Origin of the sequence: Bacillus sp. 3103sda1 (genome assembly GCF_024159135.1) — a bacterium.
Classification (GTDB): domain Bacteria; phylum Bacillota; class Bacilli; order Bacillales; family Bacillaceae_G; genus Bacillus_A; species Bacillus_A rhizoplanae.
In genome coordinates this window covers 3687870-3707258 of the sequence record NZ_JAMYWS010000001.1, presented here as the reverse complement: position 1 = coordinate 3707258, position 19389 = coordinate 3687870, and the positions used below count along the sequence as shown (strand labels likewise).

15 protein-coding genes and 1 other annotated feature are annotated in these 19389 nt (G+C 39.3%); of the genes, 13 read left to right on the top strand and 2 right to left on the bottom strand.

Features of this window, described 5'->3' with window-relative positions; translation table 11 throughout:
• The first annotated feature begins 48 nt into the window (after positions 1-48).
• From secDF to NKR74_RS18595, 10 genes are all read left to right on the top strand, one after another.
• Complete coding sequence (gene secDF, locus NKR74_RS18640) at positions 49-2313, top strand: protein translocase subunit SecDF (RefSeq protein ID WP_098308005.1); 2265 nt, start codon at positions 49-51, stop codon at positions 2311-2313.
• Between the two features lie 106 nt (positions 2314-2419).
• Positions 2420-3313, top strand: coding sequence for a cation diffusion facilitator family transporter (locus NKR74_RS18635; protein ID WP_098308003.1), 894 nt, complete (start codon positions 2420-2422; stop codon positions 3311-3313).
• A gap of 259 nt (positions 3314-3572) precedes the next feature.
• Entirely contained in the window at positions 3573-5912 is a 2340-nt protein-coding gene (recJ, locus tag NKR74_RS18630) for a single-stranded-DNA-specific exonuclease RecJ (protein WP_253630487.1), read from the top strand.
• A 47-nt stretch (positions 5913-5959) separates the two neighbouring features.
• Entirely contained in the window at positions 5960-6472 is a 513-nt protein-coding gene (locus NKR74_RS18625) for an adenine phosphoribosyltransferase (protein ID WP_253630486.1), read from the top strand.
• Positions 6473-6677: 205 nt separating this feature from the next.
• Positions 6678-8858 carry a GTP diphosphokinase gene (relA, locus tag NKR74_RS18620; RefSeq protein ID WP_253630485.1) on the top strand — a complete coding sequence of 727 codons (2181 nt, stop codon included), beginning with the start codon at positions 6678-6680 and terminating at the stop codon, positions 8856-8858.
• A 16-nt stretch (positions 8859-8874) separates the two neighbouring features.
• Entirely contained in the window at positions 8875-9315 is a 441-nt protein-coding gene (gene dtd, locus NKR74_RS18615; RefSeq protein WP_098307995.1) for a D-aminoacyl-tRNA deacylase, read from the top strand.
• 182 nt (positions 9316-9497) lie between these two features.
• Positions 9498-9674: a hypothetical protein gene (locus NKR74_RS18610; protein WP_098307993.1), complete on the top strand. Its 177-nt coding sequence runs from the start codon at positions 9498-9500 to the stop codon at positions 9672-9674.
• Positions 9675-9743: 69 nt separating this feature from the next.
• Positions 9744-9973 (top strand) — a binding site (T-box leader).
• Positions 9974-10040: 67 nt separating this feature from the next.
• Entirely contained in the window at positions 10041-11312 is a 1272-nt protein-coding gene (hisS, locus tag NKR74_RS18605) for a histidine--tRNA ligase (protein ID WP_253630484.1), read from the top strand.
• 12 nt (positions 11313-11324) lie between these two features.
• Positions 11325-13100, top strand: coding sequence for an aspartate--tRNA ligase (gene aspS / locus NKR74_RS18600; protein ID WP_253630483.1), 1776 nt, complete (start codon positions 11325-11327; stop codon positions 13098-13100).
• A 132-nt stretch (positions 13101-13232) separates the two neighbouring features.
• A complete protein-coding gene (locus tag NKR74_RS18595; protein WP_098307987.1) occupies positions 13233-14000 on the top strand; it encodes a tRNA threonylcarbamoyladenosine dehydratase in 768 nt (255 codons plus the stop codon).
• 30 nt (positions 14001-14030) lie between these two features.
• Here NKR74_RS18595 and NKR74_RS18590 read toward each other — a convergent pair whose 3' ends face one another.
• Both NKR74_RS18590 and NKR74_RS18585 read right to left on the bottom strand, forming a co-directional pair.
• A complete protein-coding gene (locus NKR74_RS18590) occupies positions 14031-14672 on the bottom strand; it encodes an RsfA family transcriptional regulator (protein ID WP_253630482.1) in 642 nt (213 codons plus the stop codon).
• 46 nt (positions 14673-14718) lie between these two features.
• Positions 14719-15996 carry a replication-associated recombination protein A gene (locus NKR74_RS18585; protein WP_253630481.1) on the bottom strand — a complete coding sequence of 426 codons (1278 nt, stop codon included), beginning with the start codon at positions 15994-15996 and terminating at the stop codon, positions 14719-14721.
• Between the two features lie 621 nt (positions 15997-16617).
• Between NKR74_RS18585 and cymR the strand changes: the two genes are divergently transcribed.
• The 3 genes from cymR to mnmA are packed head-to-tail and all read left to right on the top strand — an operon-like array spanning position 16618 to position 19347.
• The gene (cymR, locus tag NKR74_RS18580; RefSeq protein WP_020060843.1) at positions 16618-17034 is read left to right on the top strand and encodes a cysteine metabolism transcriptional regulator CymR; all 417 of its coding nucleotides are present in this window, start codon (positions 16618-16620) and stop codon (positions 17032-17034) included.
• Between the two features lie 35 nt (positions 17035-17069).
• A complete protein-coding gene (locus NKR74_RS18575; RefSeq protein WP_253630480.1) occupies positions 17070-18215 on the top strand; it encodes a cysteine desulfurase family protein in 1146 nt (381 codons plus the stop codon).
• A 16-nt stretch (positions 18216-18231) separates the two neighbouring features.
• On the top strand, positions 18232-19347 hold the full coding sequence (mnmA, locus tag NKR74_RS18570) for a tRNA 2-thiouridine(34) synthase MnmA (RefSeq protein WP_098307979.1): 1116 nt from the start codon (positions 18232-18234) through the stop codon (positions 19345-19347).
• Positions 19348-19389: the final 42 nt, after the last annotated feature.

The following is a 19389-nucleotide window of genomic DNA, read 5'->3' as shown; positions in this document are numbered from 1 at the left end:
GGTAATTTTGGAACAAGGGCCTTTGTTCAAAGGAGGAACAAGAAACATATGGCAAAGCGAAGTAGCAGAATTGTTGCCTTTTTCCTCGTTGTGTTATTAATTGGAGGAATCATTGGAGCAACGACAAAAAACATTACAAAAGGGATTAACCTCGGGCTTGATCTTCGAGGCGGTTTTGAAATTTTATATGAAGTACAACCTGCGAAAAAAGGGGATAAAATTACCCACGACACTCTTGTGAGTACGGTTGGTGCACTAGAAAAACGTGTAAACGTTCTTGGTGTAAGTGAACCGAATATCCAGATTGAAGGAAATAATCGCATTCGTGTGCAGCTTGCAGGTATAAAAGATCAGCAGCAAGCTCGAGATGTGTTATCAACGCAAGCGAAATTAACATTTCGTGATGTAAATGATAACATTCTTATGGATGGTTCAGATTTAGCGACGAATGGAGCAAAACAAACATTTGATGAACAAGGCCGTCCAAGCGTTAGTCTAAAATTAAAGAGTGCTGATAAGTTCCGTGCAGTAACTGAAAAAGTATCTAGCATGCCGCAGCCAACAAATTTAATGGTAATTTGGCTTGATTTTGAAGAAGGAAAAGATTCTTATAAGGCAGAAGCAGCGAAGCCAAAGCCTAAATATTTATCGGCAGCTACTGTCAATCAAGTATTTAATCAAGCGGAAGTATCTATTGTTGGTGGAAACTTTACAGTAGAAAGTGCAAAACAACTTGCAGATTTATTAAATGCCGGAACACTTCCTGTTGATTTAAAAGAAATATACTCTACTTCTGTTGGAGCAAAATTTGGAGAGCAGGCATTGCAAAAAACAATTTTTGCGAGTGCAATTGGTATAGCTCTTATTTTCTTATTTATGCTTGTATTCTATCGTCTACCGGGTCTTGTAGCAGTAATTATGCTTGGTTTATATATTTACATAACGTTACTCGTATTCAATTGGATGCATGTGGTTCTAACGTTACCGGGTATAGCGGCACTAGTGCTCGGGGTCGGAATTGCGGTTGATGCAAACGTTATTACATATGAAAGGCTAAAGGAAGAACTGCGCATCGGAAAATCGATGTTGTCAGCATATCGCGCAGGTAATCAGCGTTCGTTATCAACGATTTTAGATGCGAATATTACAACACTTGCGGCAGCTGCTGTCTTATTTGTATACGGTACAAGCTCTGTTAAAGGATTTGCGACAAGTTTAATTGTAAGTATTTTCGTCGGCTTCCTTACAAATGTTTACGGTACACGCTTCTTACTTGGCTTACTTGTTAAGAGTCGTTACTTTGATAAAAAATATTCTTACTTTGGTGTAAAACCGAAGGAAGTCATGCCGTTATCGAAAGGTGTAGTACATGCACCAACGAAATTTGACCGTGTTAACTTTGTTAATATTGGACATAAGTTTTTCTGGTTCTCTGTTGTTGTGATGATTCTAGGTGCGATTATTTTACCAATCTTTAAGTTGAATCTTGGAATTGACTTTTCAAGCGGTACGCGCATGGACATTAAAACAAATCAAGCCATAACGGTTTCACAAGTACAACAAGAGTTACATGATTTAAACATAGATGTGAAGAAAGAAGATATCGTGCCGACAGGTAATGATAATAAAGGATTTGCTGTTCGTACAATTGGTGTACTATCAAAAGATGATATTGCGAAAGTAAAAACATTCTACCATGATAAATATGGTACAGAACCAAACGTAAGTACAGTTTCTCCGACAATTGGAAAAGAAATTGCGCGAAATGCACTTTTTGCAGTGTTAATTGCATCAGTTATTATCATTTTATATGTGAGTATTCGTTTCCGCTTCACATATGCGCTATCGGCAGTATTAGCACTGTTACATGACGCATTCTTCATTATCATTGTGTTCAGCTTGCTTCACCTAGAAGTTGATCTGACGTTTATCGCAGCGGTGTTAACGATTATCGGTTACTCTATTAATGACTCAATTGTTACGTTTGATCGAAACCGTGAGTTATACAAACAGAAACAAAAAATTCGTACTGTAAGTGATTTAGAAGAGATTGTGAACTCGAGTATTCGTCAAACGATTGGTCGTTCTATTAATACGGTCATGACAGTGTTACTACCTGTTATTACATTATTAATTTTCGGCAGTGAGTCATTGCGTAACTTCTCAATTGCATTATTTGTCGGTTTAATTGTTGGTACGTATTCTTCTGTCTTCGTTGCATCCCAAATTTGGTTGATGCTTGAAAGCCGTCGCTTGAAAAAAGGAAAAGGTCAGAAGCAAGTTAAAGTGAATACGTCTGAACCGCAAGTATAATTAAAGTCACTTAAGTTTGAATAAAAAGAGATGCCTCATTGTAGGCATTTCTTTTTTGTTCGGGGATAAAATAAAGTGTAGGTTGGCGAAAGAAAGGATTTCGGTTATGGAAAAAGATGAACGTTTTAAACAAGCGGAATTTGGAGCAATGGTTGGAATTGTCGGTAATATTGTGCTCGCAATTATAAAAGCGGTTATTGGATATGTTGGGAATAGTAAGGCACTTATGGCAGATGCTGTTCATTCTGCTTCGGACGTCATTGGCTCGTTAGCAGTCCTTTTTGGACTGCGGGCAGCAAAGCAACCGCCTGATGACGATCATCCATATGGACATGGAAAAGCGGAATCTATCTCAGCCATTATTGTAGCTGTTCTTTTATTTGTTGTCGGAATTGAAATTGTTATCTCTTCTATTAAAGCTTTTACACAAGTGCTAGAGCCGCCGCGCTGGATTACTGTTATTGCTGTGCTTCTTTCTATTGTTGTGAAAGAAGGGATGTTTCGCTACAAATATGAGTTAGGTAAAAGGATAAATAGTGATGCCATTATTGCAAACGCGTATGAGCATCGTTCGGATGTATTTTCATCATTTGCGGCTTTAATTGGGATTGGTGCGGCGATTATAGGAAGTAAAATGGGGGTGGATTGGCTTGTATATGCCGATCCAGTTGCCGGTTTATTTGTATCTTTACTCGTTATAAAAATGGCTTGGGATATTGGAAAAGAAGCGATTCATACAACGTTGGATCATGTACTTCATGAGGAAGATATCGTTCCGATGAGGGAAGCCGTTATGCAAGTGGAAGGAGTAAAGAAAATAGGCTCGCTATATGCCAGAGAGCATGGGCACTATGTTATTGTTGATATTAAAGTGTCTGTCGATCCGCTCATTACGGTAGAAGATGGACATCGCATTGGTAAACATGTGAAAGAGGTGCTCATGCAGCAAGACAATGTGCAAAATGTTTTCGTGCACATTAATCCGTATTCTCCTGATTAATGTAGGTTAAGGAGAAGAACTGTCCCTAGGAGCCCGATTGGCGGGGCTAACCTTTAGCAAAAAGCGCTAAAGGAAGTTTCGCTTTGCCCCGCTCAAAGGGACAGTAGAGCTGTAGTGAATGCAGAGGAGGAACTGTCCCTTTGAGCCCGATTGGTTCGACTAACCATTTTTGGAAAAGGGCGCTCCAAAAATAGAAGTCTCACTTTATTGTCACCCCTTAGTCTGTCTAGTATAATGGATGGATTAAGGGGTGATTTCGTTGTTACAAGCGAAGACGCGTTGGAAAGAAAAGTATTATAATGAGGAGCTTGTAGGACAATTGGCAAATAAACTTCAATTGTCTCCTCTTGTTACCTCGCTATTATTGAATAGAGGTTTAGATACGGAAGAAAAGATTGTGGACTTTTTAAATACAGAGCAGCAAGAATTTCACGATCCGTTTTTATTAGAAGGTATGGACCGTACTGTAGAGCGTATTCGCCAAGCGATTCAAAACGGAGAGCAAATTTTAATTTTTGGTGATTATGATGCAGACGGTGTTAGTAGTACAACCGTTTTATTTTTAGCATTGCAAGAACTTGGAGCGGATGTAGAGTTTTATATTCCGAACCGATTTACAGAAGGATATGGACCGAATGAAGAAGCGTTTCGCTGGGCGCACCGTGCTGGTTTCTCGCTTATTATTACGGTTGATACGGGAATTGCAGCTGTTCACGAGGCGCAGGTTGCAAAGGAGCTTGGCGTTGATTTAATTATTACCGATCATCATGAGCCGCCGCCAGAATTGCCGGAAGCTTTAGCGATCATTCATCCGAAGTTAGATGGTGGTGTGTATCCATTTCATTACTTGGCAGGTGTTGGGGTTGCATTTAAAGTTGCTCATGCTTTGCTTGGGAGTGTACCAGAACATTTATTAGAAATTGCAGTTATTGGTACAGTAGCTGATTTAGTGCCTCTTTATGGTGAAAACCGCCTACTCGTGCAGCGTGGACTGAAAAAATTGCGAACAACGCAGCGAGTAGGATTACAAGGACTGTTCAAAGTTGCTAATATTTCGCAAGGTGAGATTACAGAAGAGAGTGTTGGGTTTGCAATTGGACCGCGCATTAATGCAGTTGGGCGATTAGAAGATGCAACGCCAGCTGTGCATTTACTATTGTCAGAAGATGTAGAAGAAGCAAAAGAACTTGCACAAGAAATTGATGAACTGAACAAATTGCGAAAAGATATTGTAAAGCAAATTACGGAAGAAGCGATTGCGGAAGTGGAAGCACATTATCCACCAGAAGAGAATAAAGTATTAGTTCTTGCAAAAGAAGGTTGGAATCCTGGTGTAATCGGGATTGTTGCTTCAAAGCTCGTAGATCGTTTTTATCGTCCGACAATTGTGCTAAGTATTGATCCCGAAAAAGGGACTGCAAAAGGATCAGCTCGTAGTATTGAAGGTTTTGACTTGTATGCCAATTTATCAGATTGCCGGGACATTTTACCGCACTTTGGCGGGCATCCAATGGCTGCTGGTATGACTCTTAATATGAATGACGTTAGTGAACTGCGTCGACGCTTAAACGAGCAAGCTGCGGTTCAGCTATCAGATGAAGATTTTATTCCAGTCACTGTAGTAGATGCAGTGTGTGACGTGGAAGATGTAACGCTTGCTGCAATTGAAGAAATGCAAAAGCTTGCCCCGTTTGGTGTTGGAAACCCAAAGCCGCGTATCGCTGTGAAAGGTGCAGGTCTTGAAAGTATTCGTGCAATTGGTTCTGATGGTTCGCATTTGAAAATGACACTTCGTGATGGCCAAGCAACATTAGATAGCGTTGGTTTTGGTTTTGGTGCATTTGCAAAAGAAATTTCTCCTGTAGCGCACGTGTCGATCGTTGGAGAAGCTTCTATTAATGAATGGAATAATTTCCGTAAACCACAAATTATGATTCAAGATATTGCTGTAGAAGCTTGGCAATTATTTGATTGGCGCAGCATGCGCAATGTAGAAGCAAATCTAGCTGATCTTTCACGTGATAAACTGACAATCGTGTATTTTAAGGAAGAAGCATTGCAAAAGTTTTCTTTAGAAGCGTATACAGATTATCTCGTACACGCCAAAGATGTGACCACACTAGAAGGGCGTTATGTTGTTGTTCTTGATTTACCAAATGCGACAGAGGATTTAAAGCGCATATGTGAAAAAGGATTTCCAGACCGTATCTATACTGTTTTTTATCAAGAAAACAATCATTTATTTAGTACGGTTCCAACGAGGGAACATTTTAAATGGTACTATTCATTTTTACATCAAAAAGCACCATTTTCTCTTCGACAATACGGAGAGCAACTTTGTCGTCATAAAGGTTGGTCAAAAGACACAGTAAATTTCATGACACAGGTGTTTTTTGAGTTAGAATTTGTTACAATAAAAGACGGTGTCATTTTTATGGCAGAAGAAATGAAAAAGCGCGATTTAACCGAATCAAACACGTATCGTGAGAAAATAAACCACTTACAATTAGAAAAGGAACTGGTTTATAGCACATATCAGCAATTATATGCATGGTTTGAAACGATTCGTAATCATAAAGAAGTAGAACAGTTAGGGTAAAGGATTTGTATTTACAATTCTTTTATATTTGAGGAGGATTCATAAATATGGATTTCAAGCAACATATTGCAATTGTACCGGATTATCCGAAAGAAGGTATTGTCTTTAAAGATATCACACCTTTAATGAATGATGGAAAAGCATATAAAGCAGCAACGGATGCAATCGTTGAGTATGCAAAAGAAAGAAATATCGACCTTGTAGTAGGACCAGAAGCTCGTGGTTTTATTATTGGATGTCCAGTTTCTTACGCATTAGAAGTGGGTTTTGCACCAGTTCGTAAATTAGGTAAATTACCACGCGAAGTAATCAAAGTAGATTACGGTAAAGAGTATGGTAAAGATGTATTAACAATTCATAAAGATGCAATCAAACCTGGCCAACGAGTATTAATTACAGATGACTTATTAGCTACAGGTGGAACAATCGAAGCGACAATTAAGTTAGTAGAAGAACTTGGTGGTGTTGTTGCAGGGATTGCATTTTTAGTAGAGCTTACTTATTTAGATGGTCGTAAAATGTTAGATGGTTATGACGTATTAGTATTAGAAAAATATTAATCGTAAACAATGGCAGCATATGGAGTACCCGTGAATCTCTTTGAGAGGATCGGGTATTTTTATATATTTATCGAAAAAGTAAAGTGAAATGTCTGTAAAATCTTTTCCTTTTCACAATTCCCAATCATTACGTTATAATGGTAAGATAAAAATTATTCTAATTGGCAAGGAAAGAGATTATTAATCTTTAATAAAAGGTGATTAGATGGCGAATGAACAAGTACTAACAGCTGAACAGGTACTGGAGAGAGCAGGGCAATATTTACAAGATGATGATATTGATCTGGTTGCGCGCGCTTATGAATTTGCGCGTGCCGCACATAGTGAGCAATACCGAAAATCAGGAGAACCATATATCATTCATCCGATTCAAGTAGCAGGTATTTTAGTTGATTTACAAATGGATCCGTCTACTGTATCTGCAGGCTTTTTACATGATGTAGTAGAAGATACAGAGGTAACGTTAGAAGATATTGAACGTGAATTTACAAAAGAGATTGCGATGCTTGTTGATGGTGTCACAAAGCTTGGGAAAATTAAATATAAATCACATGAGCAGCAACAAGCAGAAAATCATCGAAAAATGTTTATTGCAATGGCGCAAGATATTCGAGTGATTTTAATTAAACTAGCTGACCGTCTTCATAACATGCGTACGCTGAAACATTTACCACAAGAAAAGCAGCGTCGCATTGCAAATGAAACATTGGAAATTTTTGCACCATTAGCACATAGACTCGGGATTAATACGATTAAGTGGGAACTAGAAGATACAGCGCTTCGTTATTTAAATCCGCAGCAATATTATCGTATTGTCAATTTAATGAAACGCAAGCGTGCCGAACGTGAAGAATATTTAGATGAAGTTATGACAGAAATTCGTGACAAGTTAAAAGAAGTGGCGATTCAACCGGATATTTCAGGTCGTCCAAAGCATATTTACAGTATTTACCGTAAAATGGCAATGCAAAATAAACAATTCAATGAAATTTATGATTTGTTAGCTGTTCGTGTTGTCGTAAATAGTATTAAAGATTGCTACGCAGTTCTAGGTATTATTCACACGTGCTGGAAACCGATGCCAGGCCGTTTTAAAGATTATATTGCAATGCCAAAAGCAAACTTGTATCAGTCGCTGCATACAACAGTAATTGGACCGAAAGGCGATCCGCTTGAAGTGCAAATTCGCACGAAAGAAATGCACGAAATTGCAGAATACGGAATCGCAGCACACTGGGCATATAAAGAAGGACAAGCGGTTGACACAACAGGAACGCTTGAGAAAAAATTAACATGGTTCCGTCAAATTTTAGAATGGCAAAATGAAGCCTCGAATGCTGAAGAATTTATGGAGTCCTTAAAAATTGATTTATTCTCTGATATGGTGTTTGTCTTTACACCAAAAGGAGATGTAATGGAATTGCCGCTTGGCTCTGTTCCAATTGATTTTGCTTACCGCGTTCACTCTGAAATAGGGAATAAAACGATTGGTGCAAAAGTAAACGGTAAGATGGTGACTCTTGATTATAAGTTAAAAACAGGTGACATCATTGAAATTTTAACATCTAAGCATTCATACGGTCCAAGTCAGGACTGGGTGAAATTAGCTCAAACATCGCATGCGAAAAATAAAATTCGTCAATTTTTCAAAAAGCAGCGCCGTGATGAGAATATTGAAAAAGGTCGCGAGCTTGTTGAAAAAGAGGTGCGAGGCCTTGAGTATGAAATGAAAGAAGTATTAGCATCTGATAACCTAAAACGTGTTGCTGAGAAATTTAATTTTGCGAACGAAGAGGACATGTTTGCCGCTGTTGGTTATAACGGCATTACCGCATCGCAAATTGTAACGCGTTTAACAGATAAATTCCGTAAGCAACGTGAAGAAGAAATAACGGAAGTAAAAGAAGTTCGGAAACCGATGAAAATTCGGAAATGGGATTCTGGTGTGAAAGTAAGTGGTGCTGATAATTTGCTTATCCGCTTATCGAAGTGTTGTAATCCAGTTCCAGGTGATGACATCATTGGCTATATTACGAAAGGCCGCGGTGTATCGATTCACCGTACAGACTGTGTAAATGTTCATACAGAAGAAGCGCAAGAAAGATTGCTGGATGTAGAGTGGGAAGGCAGCCCAGAAAAAGAAATTGAATACAACGTTGATATTGAAATTTCAGGATATGACCGCCGCGGTTTACTAAATGAAGTATTGCAAGCTGTAACAGAAACGAAAACATACATTTCGGCTGTTTCAGGAAGAAGCGACCGCAACAAAATGGCGACGATTCATATGTCTATTTCTATTCATAACTTACAGCATTTGAAAAAAGTTGTGGAGCGCATTAAACGAGTTCCAGAAATTTATGCGGTGCGCCGCATGATGCATTAATTAGGAGTGAATATATATGAGAGTTGTCTTACAACGATCAAAAGCAGCATCTGTAACAGTAAAAGGTGAAGTTGTAGGACAAATTCCTTTCGGCTTAACACTTTTAGTTGGAATCACCCATGAAGATACAGAAAAAGATGCAACGTATATCGCTGAAAAAATTGCAAACTTACGCATTTTTGAAGACGAAAACGAGAAAATGAACCATTCTGTATTAGACGTTGGTGGACAAGTTCTTTCCATTTCACAGTTCACGTTATACGGAGATTGCCGAAAAGGAAGACGCCCAAACTTTATGGATGCAGCAAAACCTGACTATGCAGAACGTTTATACGATTTCTTTAACGAAGAACTTCGCAAACAAGGGTTGCATGTGGAAACAGGAAAATTTGGCGCGATGATGGACGTTCAGTTAATTAATGATGGTCCGGTGACGTTGATTGTAGAGAGTAAATAAGAAGGAATGAAGAGAGGATATAGAAATATATTCTCTCTTTTTTATTTTGAAATTGAGGAAATACTGCTGCTAGACGAAAAATAAGCATGAAAAGGGAGTCGTTTCATTCGTAAGTATAACTCGCCGATCAACATGGAACACTAGTCATTAGAATTCCACTATTGAATGTGAGGGATATACATATGCGTATGAATGAGAAAGGAAAAGCTGCTACTAACGGAGCGAATCAATTGTTTAATGTGAATTTCCATGAGTTTATTTCAAAAGAACAGGAAAATACATCGCTTGAACTTGCTTCTGAATTTGGGCTTTCTTTAAAAGATGTGAAAACATTAAAGAAACATCTTGGCCGTTCTTAAGAACCTTGACAACATTTGTGAATAACCGTATAGTAGTAAACAAATTCGTTTTATTACAGTTACATATGGTATAAACCGATGATAGAGAAGAGTAGATGAGAGACACATGAAAAGAGAGGAAATGTCCGGGGCTGAAAACATTTCTACATGATGACTGATCGAATGACACTCTGTAGGTTTCGTCTTGAACAGTTTAGTGCTTAGTAGAGATTGAACGCAATTTAAGCGTTATTAAAAAAGTGGAAGCATACGTGCTTCAATTAGGGTGGCACCACGGGTATTATACTCTCGTCCCTACTGTAGAATCAGTAGAGGCGGGAGTTTTTTTATTTTTATTATTATTGAAAAAATGAGGAGGAACTGAATATGTCTATTCAAATCCCACGCGGAACGCAAGATATCCTTCCTGGTACTGTGGAACTATGGCAGTATATTGAAGGACAAGCACGTGAAATTTGTCGTCGTTACAACTATAAAGAGATTCGTACACCAATTTTTGAACACACAGAATTATTTTTACGTGGTGTTGGTGATACAACGGATATCGTGCAAAAAGAAATGTATACATTCGAAGATCGCGGAGAGCGCAGCTTAACGCTTCGTCCAGAAGGAACAGCGCCGGTTGTACGCTCTTATGTGGAAAATAAAATGTTCGGCGATGCTACGCAGCCAACAAAATTATATTATATCGGACAGATGTTCCGTTATGAAAGACCACAAGCAGGTCGTTACCGTCAATTTGTTCAGTTTGGTATTGAAGCGATTGGCAGTAATGATCCAGCAATCGATGCGGAAGTAATTGCACTTGCTGTTGAGTTTTACCGCGGCATGGGCTTAAAGAATATAAAAGTTGTTTTAAATAGCTTAGGTGATGCAGCGAGCCGTAAAGCACATCGCGATGCGTTAATTGCACACTTTGAGCCTCACATTGGGGAATTCTGTTCGGATTGCCAATCTCGTTTAGAGAAAAACCCACTTCGTATTTTAGATTGTAAAAAAGATCGCAATCATGAACTGATGAGCACAGCACCGTCTATAACAGAGTATTTAAACGAAGAATCAAGTGTGTACTATGAAAAAGTACAAGGATTATTAACAATGATGGGCATTCCATTTGAGAAAGATCCAAACCTTGTGCGTGGTTTAGATTATTATCAGCACACTGTATTTGAAATTATGAGTGAGGCAGAAGGTTTCGGAGCGATTACGACGTTAAGCGGCGGTGGTCGTTACAATGGACTTGTACAAGAAATCGGCGGCCCAGAAATGCCTGGTATTGGTTTTGCGATGAGTATTGAACGTTTAATTATGGCGTTAAAGGCTGAGAATATTGAATTACCACTTGCTCATCACATTGATTGTTATGTTGTAGCGCTTGGTGAAAAAGCGAAAGATCATGCTGCGAAAATTGTCTTTGACCTTCGTAAGGCTGGCTTAGCGGTTGAGAAAGATTACTTAGATCGTAAAATGAAGGCGCAGTTTAAATCAGCGGATCGTCTAAGTGCAAAGTATGTAGCTGTATTAGGTGATGATGAGTTAGAAAAAGGCATTATCAATTTAAAAGATATGGCAACGGGCGAACAAGAAGAAGTTGCGTTAGATGTATTTGCTTCGTACGTAGCAGAAAAGTCTCTATAGGGGGAAAAGGAAATGGCTGAAAGAACGCATGCATGCGGAAAAGTAACAGTAGAAGCAGTTGGACAAGCGGTTCAATTAAAAGGTTGGGTACAAAAGCGCCGTGATTTAGGTGGATTAATTTTCATTGACTTACGTGACCGTACAGGTATCGTGCAAGTCGTATTTAGTCCCGAAACTTCAAAGGAAGCGTTAGAAATAGCAGAAACAATTCGCGGTGAATATGTGCTGCATGTAGAAGGTACAGTTGTTGAGCGTGCAGCTGGTGCAATCAATGAAAATATGGCTACAGGCCGCATTGAAGTACAAGCTACGAAAGTAAACGTACTTAATGCAGCAAAAACACCGCCAATTATGATTACAGATGATACAGATGCATCAGAAGATGTACGCTTAAAATATCGTTACTTAGACTTACGTCGTCCAGTTATGTACAACACATTTAAAATGCGTCACGACGTAACAAAAACAATTCGTAATTTCTTAGATAGCGAAGATTTCTTAGAAGTAGAAACACCAATTTTAACGAAAAGCACACCAGAAGGAGCTCGTGATTACTTAGTACCAAGCCGCGTACATGAAGGCGAGTTTTATGCACTGCCACAATCTCCGCAGCTATTTAAGCAGCTTCTTATGGTCGGCGGATTTGAGCGTTATTATCAAGTAGCACGCTGCTTCCGTGATGAAGACTTACGTGCAGATCGTCAGCCAGAATTCACACAAGTCGACATTGAGACATCATTCTTAACGCAAGAAGAAATTCTAGAAATGACGGAACGCATGATGACAAAAGTAATGAAAGAAGCGAAAGGTGTAGAGATTAATGCACCGTTCCCGCGCATGACATATGCAGATGCAATGGCTCGTTACGGTTCTGACAAGCCAGATACACGTTTTGCGATGGAGCTTATTGACCTATCAGAATTTGCAGCAGGCTGCGGTTTTAAAGTGTTCACAAGTGCTGTAGAGAGCGGTGGACAAGTGAAAGCAATTAATGCAAAAGGTGCAGCAAGCAAATATTCTCGTAAAGACATCGATGCATTAACAGAATTCGTAAAAGTATACGGAGCAAAAGGTTTAGCTTGGTTAAAAGTTGAAGAAGACGGCTTAAAAGGCCCAATCGCAAAATTCTTTAACGAAGAAGATGCAAACGCACTTATGAGCACGTTAGAAGCAACTGCTGGTGACTTATTATTATTCGTTGCTGATAAGAAGAGCGTTGTTGCGGATAGCTTAGGAGCACTTCGTTTACGCTTAGGTAAAGAACTTGAGTTAATCGATGAAAGCAAGTTTAACTTCCTATGGGTAACAGATTGGCCGCTTCTTGAGTATGATGAAGATGCTGATCGTTACTTCGCAGCGCATCATCCATTCACAATGCCATTCCGTGAAGATGTAGAGCTATTAGAAACAGCACCAGAAAAAGCGCGTGCACAAGCATATGACCTTGTATTAAACGGTTATGAGCTTGGTGGTGGATCACTTCGTATTTACGAGCGTGATGTACAAGAAAAAATGTTCAAAGCACTTGGTTTCTCACAAGAAGAAGCACAAGAACAATTCGGTTTCTTATTAGAAGCGTTCGAATATGGTACACCGCCGCACGGAGGAATTGCATTAGGTTTAGACCGTCTTGTGATGTTACTTGCAGGTCGTACGAACCTTCGTGATACAATTGCATTCCCGAAAACAGCAAGCGCAAGCTGCTTATTAACAGAAGCGCCAAGCCCAGTTGCAGATGCACAGCTTGAAGAGCTTTACTTACAATTAAAAGTAAAAGAAGAGAAGTAAGAACGAATCCTAGATGGACATACTAATTCCATCTAGGATTTTTTGTTTGAGTATATAACTTTTTCTATACAAATAGTCGGAAAAACGCTAGAATACATGGTAGACCATTTTTGTAATAGGAGTGTAGAACGCATGTTACATCAATTTTCACGTAATGAATTAGCCTTCGGAAAAGAAGGTATTGAAATATTAAAAAATAGTACAGTTGGTATTTTAGGAATTGGCGGCGTTGGTTCGTTTGCAGCAGAAGCGTTAGCGCGTTCTGGCGTAGGTCGTCTTGTATTAGTTGATAAAGACGTTGTCGATATTACAAATGTTAACCGTCAAATCCATGCATTACTTTCTACTGTGGGTCGTTCGAAAGTAGAACTAATGAAAGAGCGTATTGCTGATATTAACCCAGACTGCGAAGTTATCGCATTAGAAATGTTTTATACAGATGAAACATACGAAGAGTTCTTTAAATATGGTTTAGATTTCGTAGTGGATGCATCTGATACAATTACGTTCAAAATTCATTTAATTAAACAGTGCTTGCGACGTAAAATTAAAATCATTTCAAGTATGGGTGCAGCAAATAAAATGGATCCGACTCGTTTCCGCATTGCTGATATTTCCAAAACACATACAGATCCAATTGCAAAGGTCATTCGCACAAAGCTTCGTAAAGAGGGCATTAAAAAAGGTGTGAAGGTTGTATTCTCTGACGAAAATCCGATTGTGATTCGTGAAGATATTCGTAAAGAAATCGTTCCAGATGAAAACGCAAAAATTCGTAAAGCGAAATTACCACCGTCCTCTAACGCATTCGTTCCGTCTGTGGCAGGCTTAATTATGGCAAGTCATGTCGTACGTGAACGTTTGAAGGATATAGAAGTAAAGCGTGTGGGACAAGAGTAAAAAAGAGAGGTGCTTATGCATCTCTCTTTTTTACTGTGAAACAATATCTAAATTTCCGTTCTGATCCATTTTAAAAATCGGTGCCATTTGCTCTTTTGGCTCGTCTAATATAACAAGCTTGCGAGCGCGGTCCATAATTCTGACAAGTGTTTCATAGTCTTCTTGTACAGATTGTTGTTGCTTCTTCAACGTTTCAAGCTTTTTCTCTAATTCTTGATTTGTTTTTCGCTGTTTTTCGAGCTGATGGTGTAATGTTTCGTTTTCAGTTTGCAACTTCTCTAATCGTGGATTGTTTTGTTCAACGTTTTGAAGAAATGAAATTACATCTTGCATCGTAAGCGATGGTTGATTTACGCTGAGTTCTTCTGAAAACTCAGCATCAATTACGACAGTTTTCTTCGGCTTCAAGCGTGATATTTGCTGTTTTTGCTCCGTTGCTTGTATCCGCTTCAATTCTTTTCGCTGTTTTTTCGCAATTTGTACAGCTTCTTCATAGGTTTGCCGAACTTCTGCATTCCAACGAAAGCCGCAAGCAGCGGATGTTCGGTTTAATTGATCGCCAATTTCATCAAATGCTTTTAATTGGGTGCTGCCCTCGCGAATATGACGTAAAACGGTTTCTGCTAGAAGTAAATCCTCTTCTCCAGTCCATGCATCTTGGCGCATTTTCATTGCGAAACCCCCATATTTCATGTCGTTTTCGCTTATATTACCCTTTTCATTCACTTTTATACGAATGTTGCAATCTTTCATAAACAGAAGCGAGTGCTTGTTCAAATTTTCCTGTTTTCTTTGGTTTATAGTATTGTTTGTTTTTTATTTTATCTGGCAAGTATTGTTGTTGAACCCATCCATTTGGATAGTCGTGCGGATATAAGTAACCAATACCTCTTCCGAGCGTTTCAGCGCCTTTATAGTGACTATCTTTTAAATGGGGGGGGACATCGCCTGTGTGTCCATTTCTAAGATCATGTAAGGCTTCATCGAGTGCTTTATATGCTGAATTTGATTTTGGTGATAAACATAGTTCAATGACTGCATTTGCAAGCGGAATACGAGCTTCTGGAAAGCCAACGCGTTCTGCGGATTCAATGGCAGCTAGCGTACGCGGCCCAGCTTGTGGGTTTGCAAGCCCGATATCTTCGTATGCCATAATAAGTAATCGTCTGCCGATACTTTGCATGTCACCAGCTTCAATAAGGCGGGCTAAATAATGAAGGGCTGCATTTACATCGCTTCCGCGAACTGATTTTTGGAAAGCTGACAATACATCATAATGTGCATCACCGCTTTTGTCGTGTACAAAACTTTTTTTCTGTAAACATTCTTCAGCTATTTCAAGTGAGACTTCTACTGTTTCTTCATTTGTTGTAAAGCTAGATAAGACAGCGAGCTCAAGCGCATTATAAGCAGAGCGCATATCACCGCCCGATGCGTTTGCAAAATGAAGCAGAGCTTCATCTGTTACTATTACATTGTACTCTCCTAGTCCTTTTTCCTCATCTGTTAAAGCGCGTTTTAATCCTTGTAAAATATTTTCTTCTGTTAAAGCGTGTAACTCAAAAATTTGACAACGGCTCCGAATAGCGGAATTAATTGCGTGAAATGGATTGCTTGTTGTTGCCCCGATTAATGTAATGAGTCCGCTTTCTAAGTGAGGAAGAAGAAAATCTTGTTTTCCTTTATCTAACCGATGTACCTCATCTAAAATTAAGATAAGGTGTCGGTGCATTTTTGCTTCTTGGACAACAACTTCCATATCTTTTTTATTATGAGTAACGGCATTTAATAGGCGAAAAGGCATACCGATGCTGCCGGCAATGGCGCTTGCAATGGATGTTTTTCCTGTTCCAGGAGGTCCGTATAAAATCATTGATTGTAGATGCTTTGCTTGTACCATCCGCCATAAAATTTTGCCTTCGCCCACTAAATGTTCTTGTCCGATAACTTCTGTAATATTGGTCGGACGCATTCGATGCGCGAGTGGTTGTTTCATATGTTCTCTCTCCTTCAGTGACCGTTCGTTGTTTATCCCGCTATTCGCGGGCAGTAATACTCCCACCTCAAAATTTGGTAAAGCATTGTCGAGCTCCAGTGGCTAGAATGTTCGGTGGCTTCGCTTCTTCCTACGAGGTAAAAAACACCTCTACGTCAGAAGCTCCATCCCCCTCACATTCTGAACGAGCCACTTCCGCATTTCTTCGTTGTCCAGCTCTAGCGGCTAGAATCTCCGGTCGTTTCGCCCCCCTCGGACGAGGCAAAAAGCGCCTCTCCGCCTTAGGCTCCAACGCCCTGCGATTCTGAGCAAGCCGCTTCCGCTTTTCTAAAGAAGTTAGATGGGAGATAAACTGCCCGTAAAAGCCCGATTGGTGAGGGCTAATAATCAGTGGGGGATAAAGAAACCCCCCACTGATTAAAGTTTCACTTTATGTTATAAATTCCGAGTTATTTGATATATTTATATGTTATCATTTCTGTTAGAAAAGTTGAAATTTCTTATCATACTATATTATGCTATAATTTCAAAGGATTTTGATTTCAGAGAGTGTTCTTCCTACTAAATAAAAGAATAACTAGCCAAGTAAAAGTGAAAGATTTGAAAAGAGGTGCAACATATATGAAAATCTCAACAAAAGGCCGTTACGGTTTAACGATTATGATTGATCTTGCAAAAAAATTTGGAGAAGGTCCAATTTCATTAAAATCAATTGCTCAAGCGCATGATTTATCAGAGCATTATTTAGAGCAACTAATTTCGCCGCTTCGTAATGCCCGTCTTGTAAAAAGTACACGCGGTGCATATGGTGGTTATGTATTATCGGATCAACCAATTAACATTACAGCTGGTGATGTCATTCGTGTATTAGAAGGTCCGATTAGCGTAGTAGAAATGTTGGATGAAGAAGAACCCGCACAGCGTCAGCTTTGGATACGTGTTCGTGATGCGGTACAAGAAGTTCTTGATAGTACAACGTTAGAAGACTTAGTACGCTATGAAGAAGAAAACAACGGTGGTTATATGTTTTACATTTAATTCCGTGTGTAACGATTTGGAAAGAAGGAGATATAATGGAACGCATTTACTTAGATCATGCTGCGACATCTCCGGCTCACCCAGAAGTAGTCGAAAAGATGATTCCATATATGACAGAAGCATTTGGTAACCCGTCAAGCATCCATTTCTTTGGGCGCCAAGGCCGTCATGCAGTTGATGAAGCAAGACGTGCGTGCACGCGCAGCATCCAAGCAAATCCAAATGAAATTATTTTTACAAGCGGCGGTACAGAGGCTGATAATTTAGCTCTTCTCGGCGTAGCTCGTGCAAATCGTAAGAAAGGAAATCACATTATTACGACATCGATTGAGCATCATGCGATTTTGCATACATGCAATGTGTTAGAGCGGGAAGGGTTTGAAGTGACGTATTTACCTGTTGATGAAACAGGGCGTATTCGTATTTCTGATCTGCAAGAGGCATTAACAGATCAAACGATTCTTGTATCGATTATGTTTGGAAATAATGAAGTGGGTACAGTGCAGCCGATAGCAGAAATTGGTGCTTTATTAAAAGAACATGATGCTTATTTTCATACAGATGCAGTACAGGCATACGGTTTAACAGCAATTGATGTAAAAGAGCTTGGCATTGATTTATTATCAATCTCTTCCCATAAAATTAACGGTCCAAAAGGTGTTGGCTTTTTATATGCAGGGCAGCATGTGAAATTTGAACCACTGTTAACAGGCGGAGAGCAAGAGCGAAAACGCCGCGCTGGTACAGAAAATGTGCCAGGAATTGTCGGGCTGTGGCAAGCTGTTTTGTTAGCGGAGCAAACTCGTGAGCAAAAAATTGCCCAATACAAGGAATTTAAAGATATAATGATATCTGTCTTTAAACAAGAAGACATTACTTTCGAGGTAAACGGAAGCTTCGAGCATAGCTTGCCACATGTGTTAAATATAAGTTTTACAGGAATGAATATTGAGTCATTTCTTATGAATCTGGACTTAGCAGGAGTTGCGGTTTCAAGCGGATCTGCTTGTACAGCCGGCTCTATTGATCCATCACATGTGCTCGTGGCGATGTTCGGAAAAGAATCCGATAAAATACGTTCATCCGTACGTTTTAGCTTTGGTCTTGGGAATACGAAAGAACAAGTCGAAAAGGCAGCGTACGAAACAGTGAAGATCGTGAAGCGATTAACACAAAATTAATATAGGAGGTGACATGATGAACAAACTACCTCACGAAACACGCGTTGTCATCGGGATGTCCGGTGGCGTTGATTCATCTGTAGCAGCAATGCTATTAAAGAAGCAAGGCTATGATGTAATCGGAATCTTTATGAAAAACTGGGATGATACGGACGAAAACGGCGTATGTACAGCAACAGAAGACTATAACGATGTCATTGAAGTATGTAACCAAATTGGAATCCCGTATTATGCAGTCAATTTTGAAAAACAATATTGGGATAAAGTGTTTACGTACTTTTTAGATGAATACCGTGCTGGGCGTACGCCAAACCCAGATGTAATGTGTAATAAAGAAATTAAATTTAAAGCATTTTTAGATCATGCAATGGCGCTTGGTGCAGACTATGTAGCAACAGGACACTATGCACGTGTAGCGTATATTGATGGTGAGTATAAAATGCTCCGCGGCGTTGATGATAATAAAGATCAAACATATTTCTTAAATCAACTAGGTCAAGACCAATTATCAAGAACAATGTTCCCGCTTGGTGAGTTAAAGAAGCCGCAAATTCGTGAAATGGCGAAAGAAGCAGGTTTAGCAACAGCGGCGAAAAAAGATAGTACAGGTATTTGCTTTATCGGAGAGCGCAATTTTAAAGACTTTTTAAGTAACTATTTACCAGCGCAACCAGGTAAGATGCAAACATTATCTGGCGAAGTCAAAGGAAAACATGACGGTTTAATGTATTATACAATTGGACAACGTCACGGCCTTGGCATTGGTGGCAATGGTGATCCATGGTTTGCTGTTGGGAAAAACTTGAAAGAAAACATTTTATATGTAGAACAAGGATTCCATAATGAGCTGTTATATGGTGACGAAGTGTTTGCTACAAATGTAAGCTGGGTAAGCAATAAGCCGAAAGAAAAAGAATTTACATGCACAGCAAAATTCCGCTATCGTCAAGAGGATAACGCTGTAACGGTTCAAATTGTTGATGAGAATACAATTCGAATTCTTTGTGATGAGCCAATTCGTGCTATTACACCTGGACAAGCGGTGGTCTTCTATGATGGAGATGAGTGCTTAGGCGGCGCGACAATCGATGAAGTATACCGTAATGGTAAGAAACTTGATTATTTAGGATAAGAAAGAAAAACCTCTGCCTTGTACCGGTCAGAGGTTTCTTTT

What these genes read in the sequence shown, in the direction of transcription:
- NKR74_RS18595 (WP_098307987.1), top strand. Translation starts at nt 13,233, where the DNA reads ATGTTACATCAATTTTCACGTAATGAATTAGCCTTCGGAAAAGAAGGT.
- aspS (WP_253630483.1), top strand. Translation starts at nt 11,325, where the DNA reads ATGGCTGAAAGAACGCATGCATGCGGAAAAGTAACAGTAGAAGCAGTT.
- relA (WP_253630485.1), top strand. Translation starts at nt 6,678, where the DNA reads ATGGCGAATGAACAAGTACTAACAGCTGAACAGGTACTGGAGAGAGCA.
- NKR74_RS18585 (WP_253630481.1), bottom strand. Translation starts at nt 15,996, where the DNA reads ATGAAACAACCACTCGCGCATCGAATGCGTCCGACCAATATTACAGAA.
- NKR74_RS18610 (WP_098307993.1), top strand. Translation starts at nt 9,498, where the DNA reads ATGCGTATGAATGAGAAAGGAAAAGCTGCTACTAACGGAGCGAATCAA.
- mnmA (WP_098307979.1), top strand. Translation starts at nt 18,232, where the DNA reads ATGAACAAACTACCTCACGAAACACGCGTTGTCATCGGGATGTCCGGT.
- NKR74_RS18635 (WP_098308003.1), top strand. Translation starts at nt 2,420, where the DNA reads ATGGAAAAAGATGAACGTTTTAAACAAGCGGAATTTGGAGCAATGGTT.
- secDF (WP_098308005.1), top strand. Translation starts at nt 49, where the DNA reads ATGGCAAAGCGAAGTAGCAGAATTGTTGCCTTTTTCCTCGTTGTGTTA.
- hisS (WP_253630484.1), top strand. Translation starts at nt 10,041, where the DNA reads ATGTCTATTCAAATCCCACGCGGAACGCAAGATATCCTTCCTGGTACT.
- NKR74_RS18590 (WP_253630482.1), bottom strand. Translation starts at nt 14,672, where the DNA reads ATGAAAATGCGCCAAGATGCATGGACTGGAGAAGAGGATTTACTTCTA.
- NKR74_RS18575 (WP_253630480.1), top strand. Translation starts at nt 17,070, where the DNA reads ATGGAACGCATTTACTTAGATCATGCTGCGACATCTCCGGCTCACCCA.
- NKR74_RS18625 (WP_253630486.1), top strand. Translation starts at nt 5,960, where the DNA reads ATGGATTTCAAGCAACATATTGCAATTGTACCGGATTATCCGAAAGAA.
- dtd (WP_098307995.1), top strand. Translation starts at nt 8,875, where the DNA reads ATGAGAGTTGTCTTACAACGATCAAAAGCAGCATCTGTAACAGTAAAA.
- cymR (WP_020060843.1), top strand. Translation starts at nt 16,618, where the DNA reads ATGAAAATCTCAACAAAAGGCCGTTACGGTTTAACGATTATGATTGAT.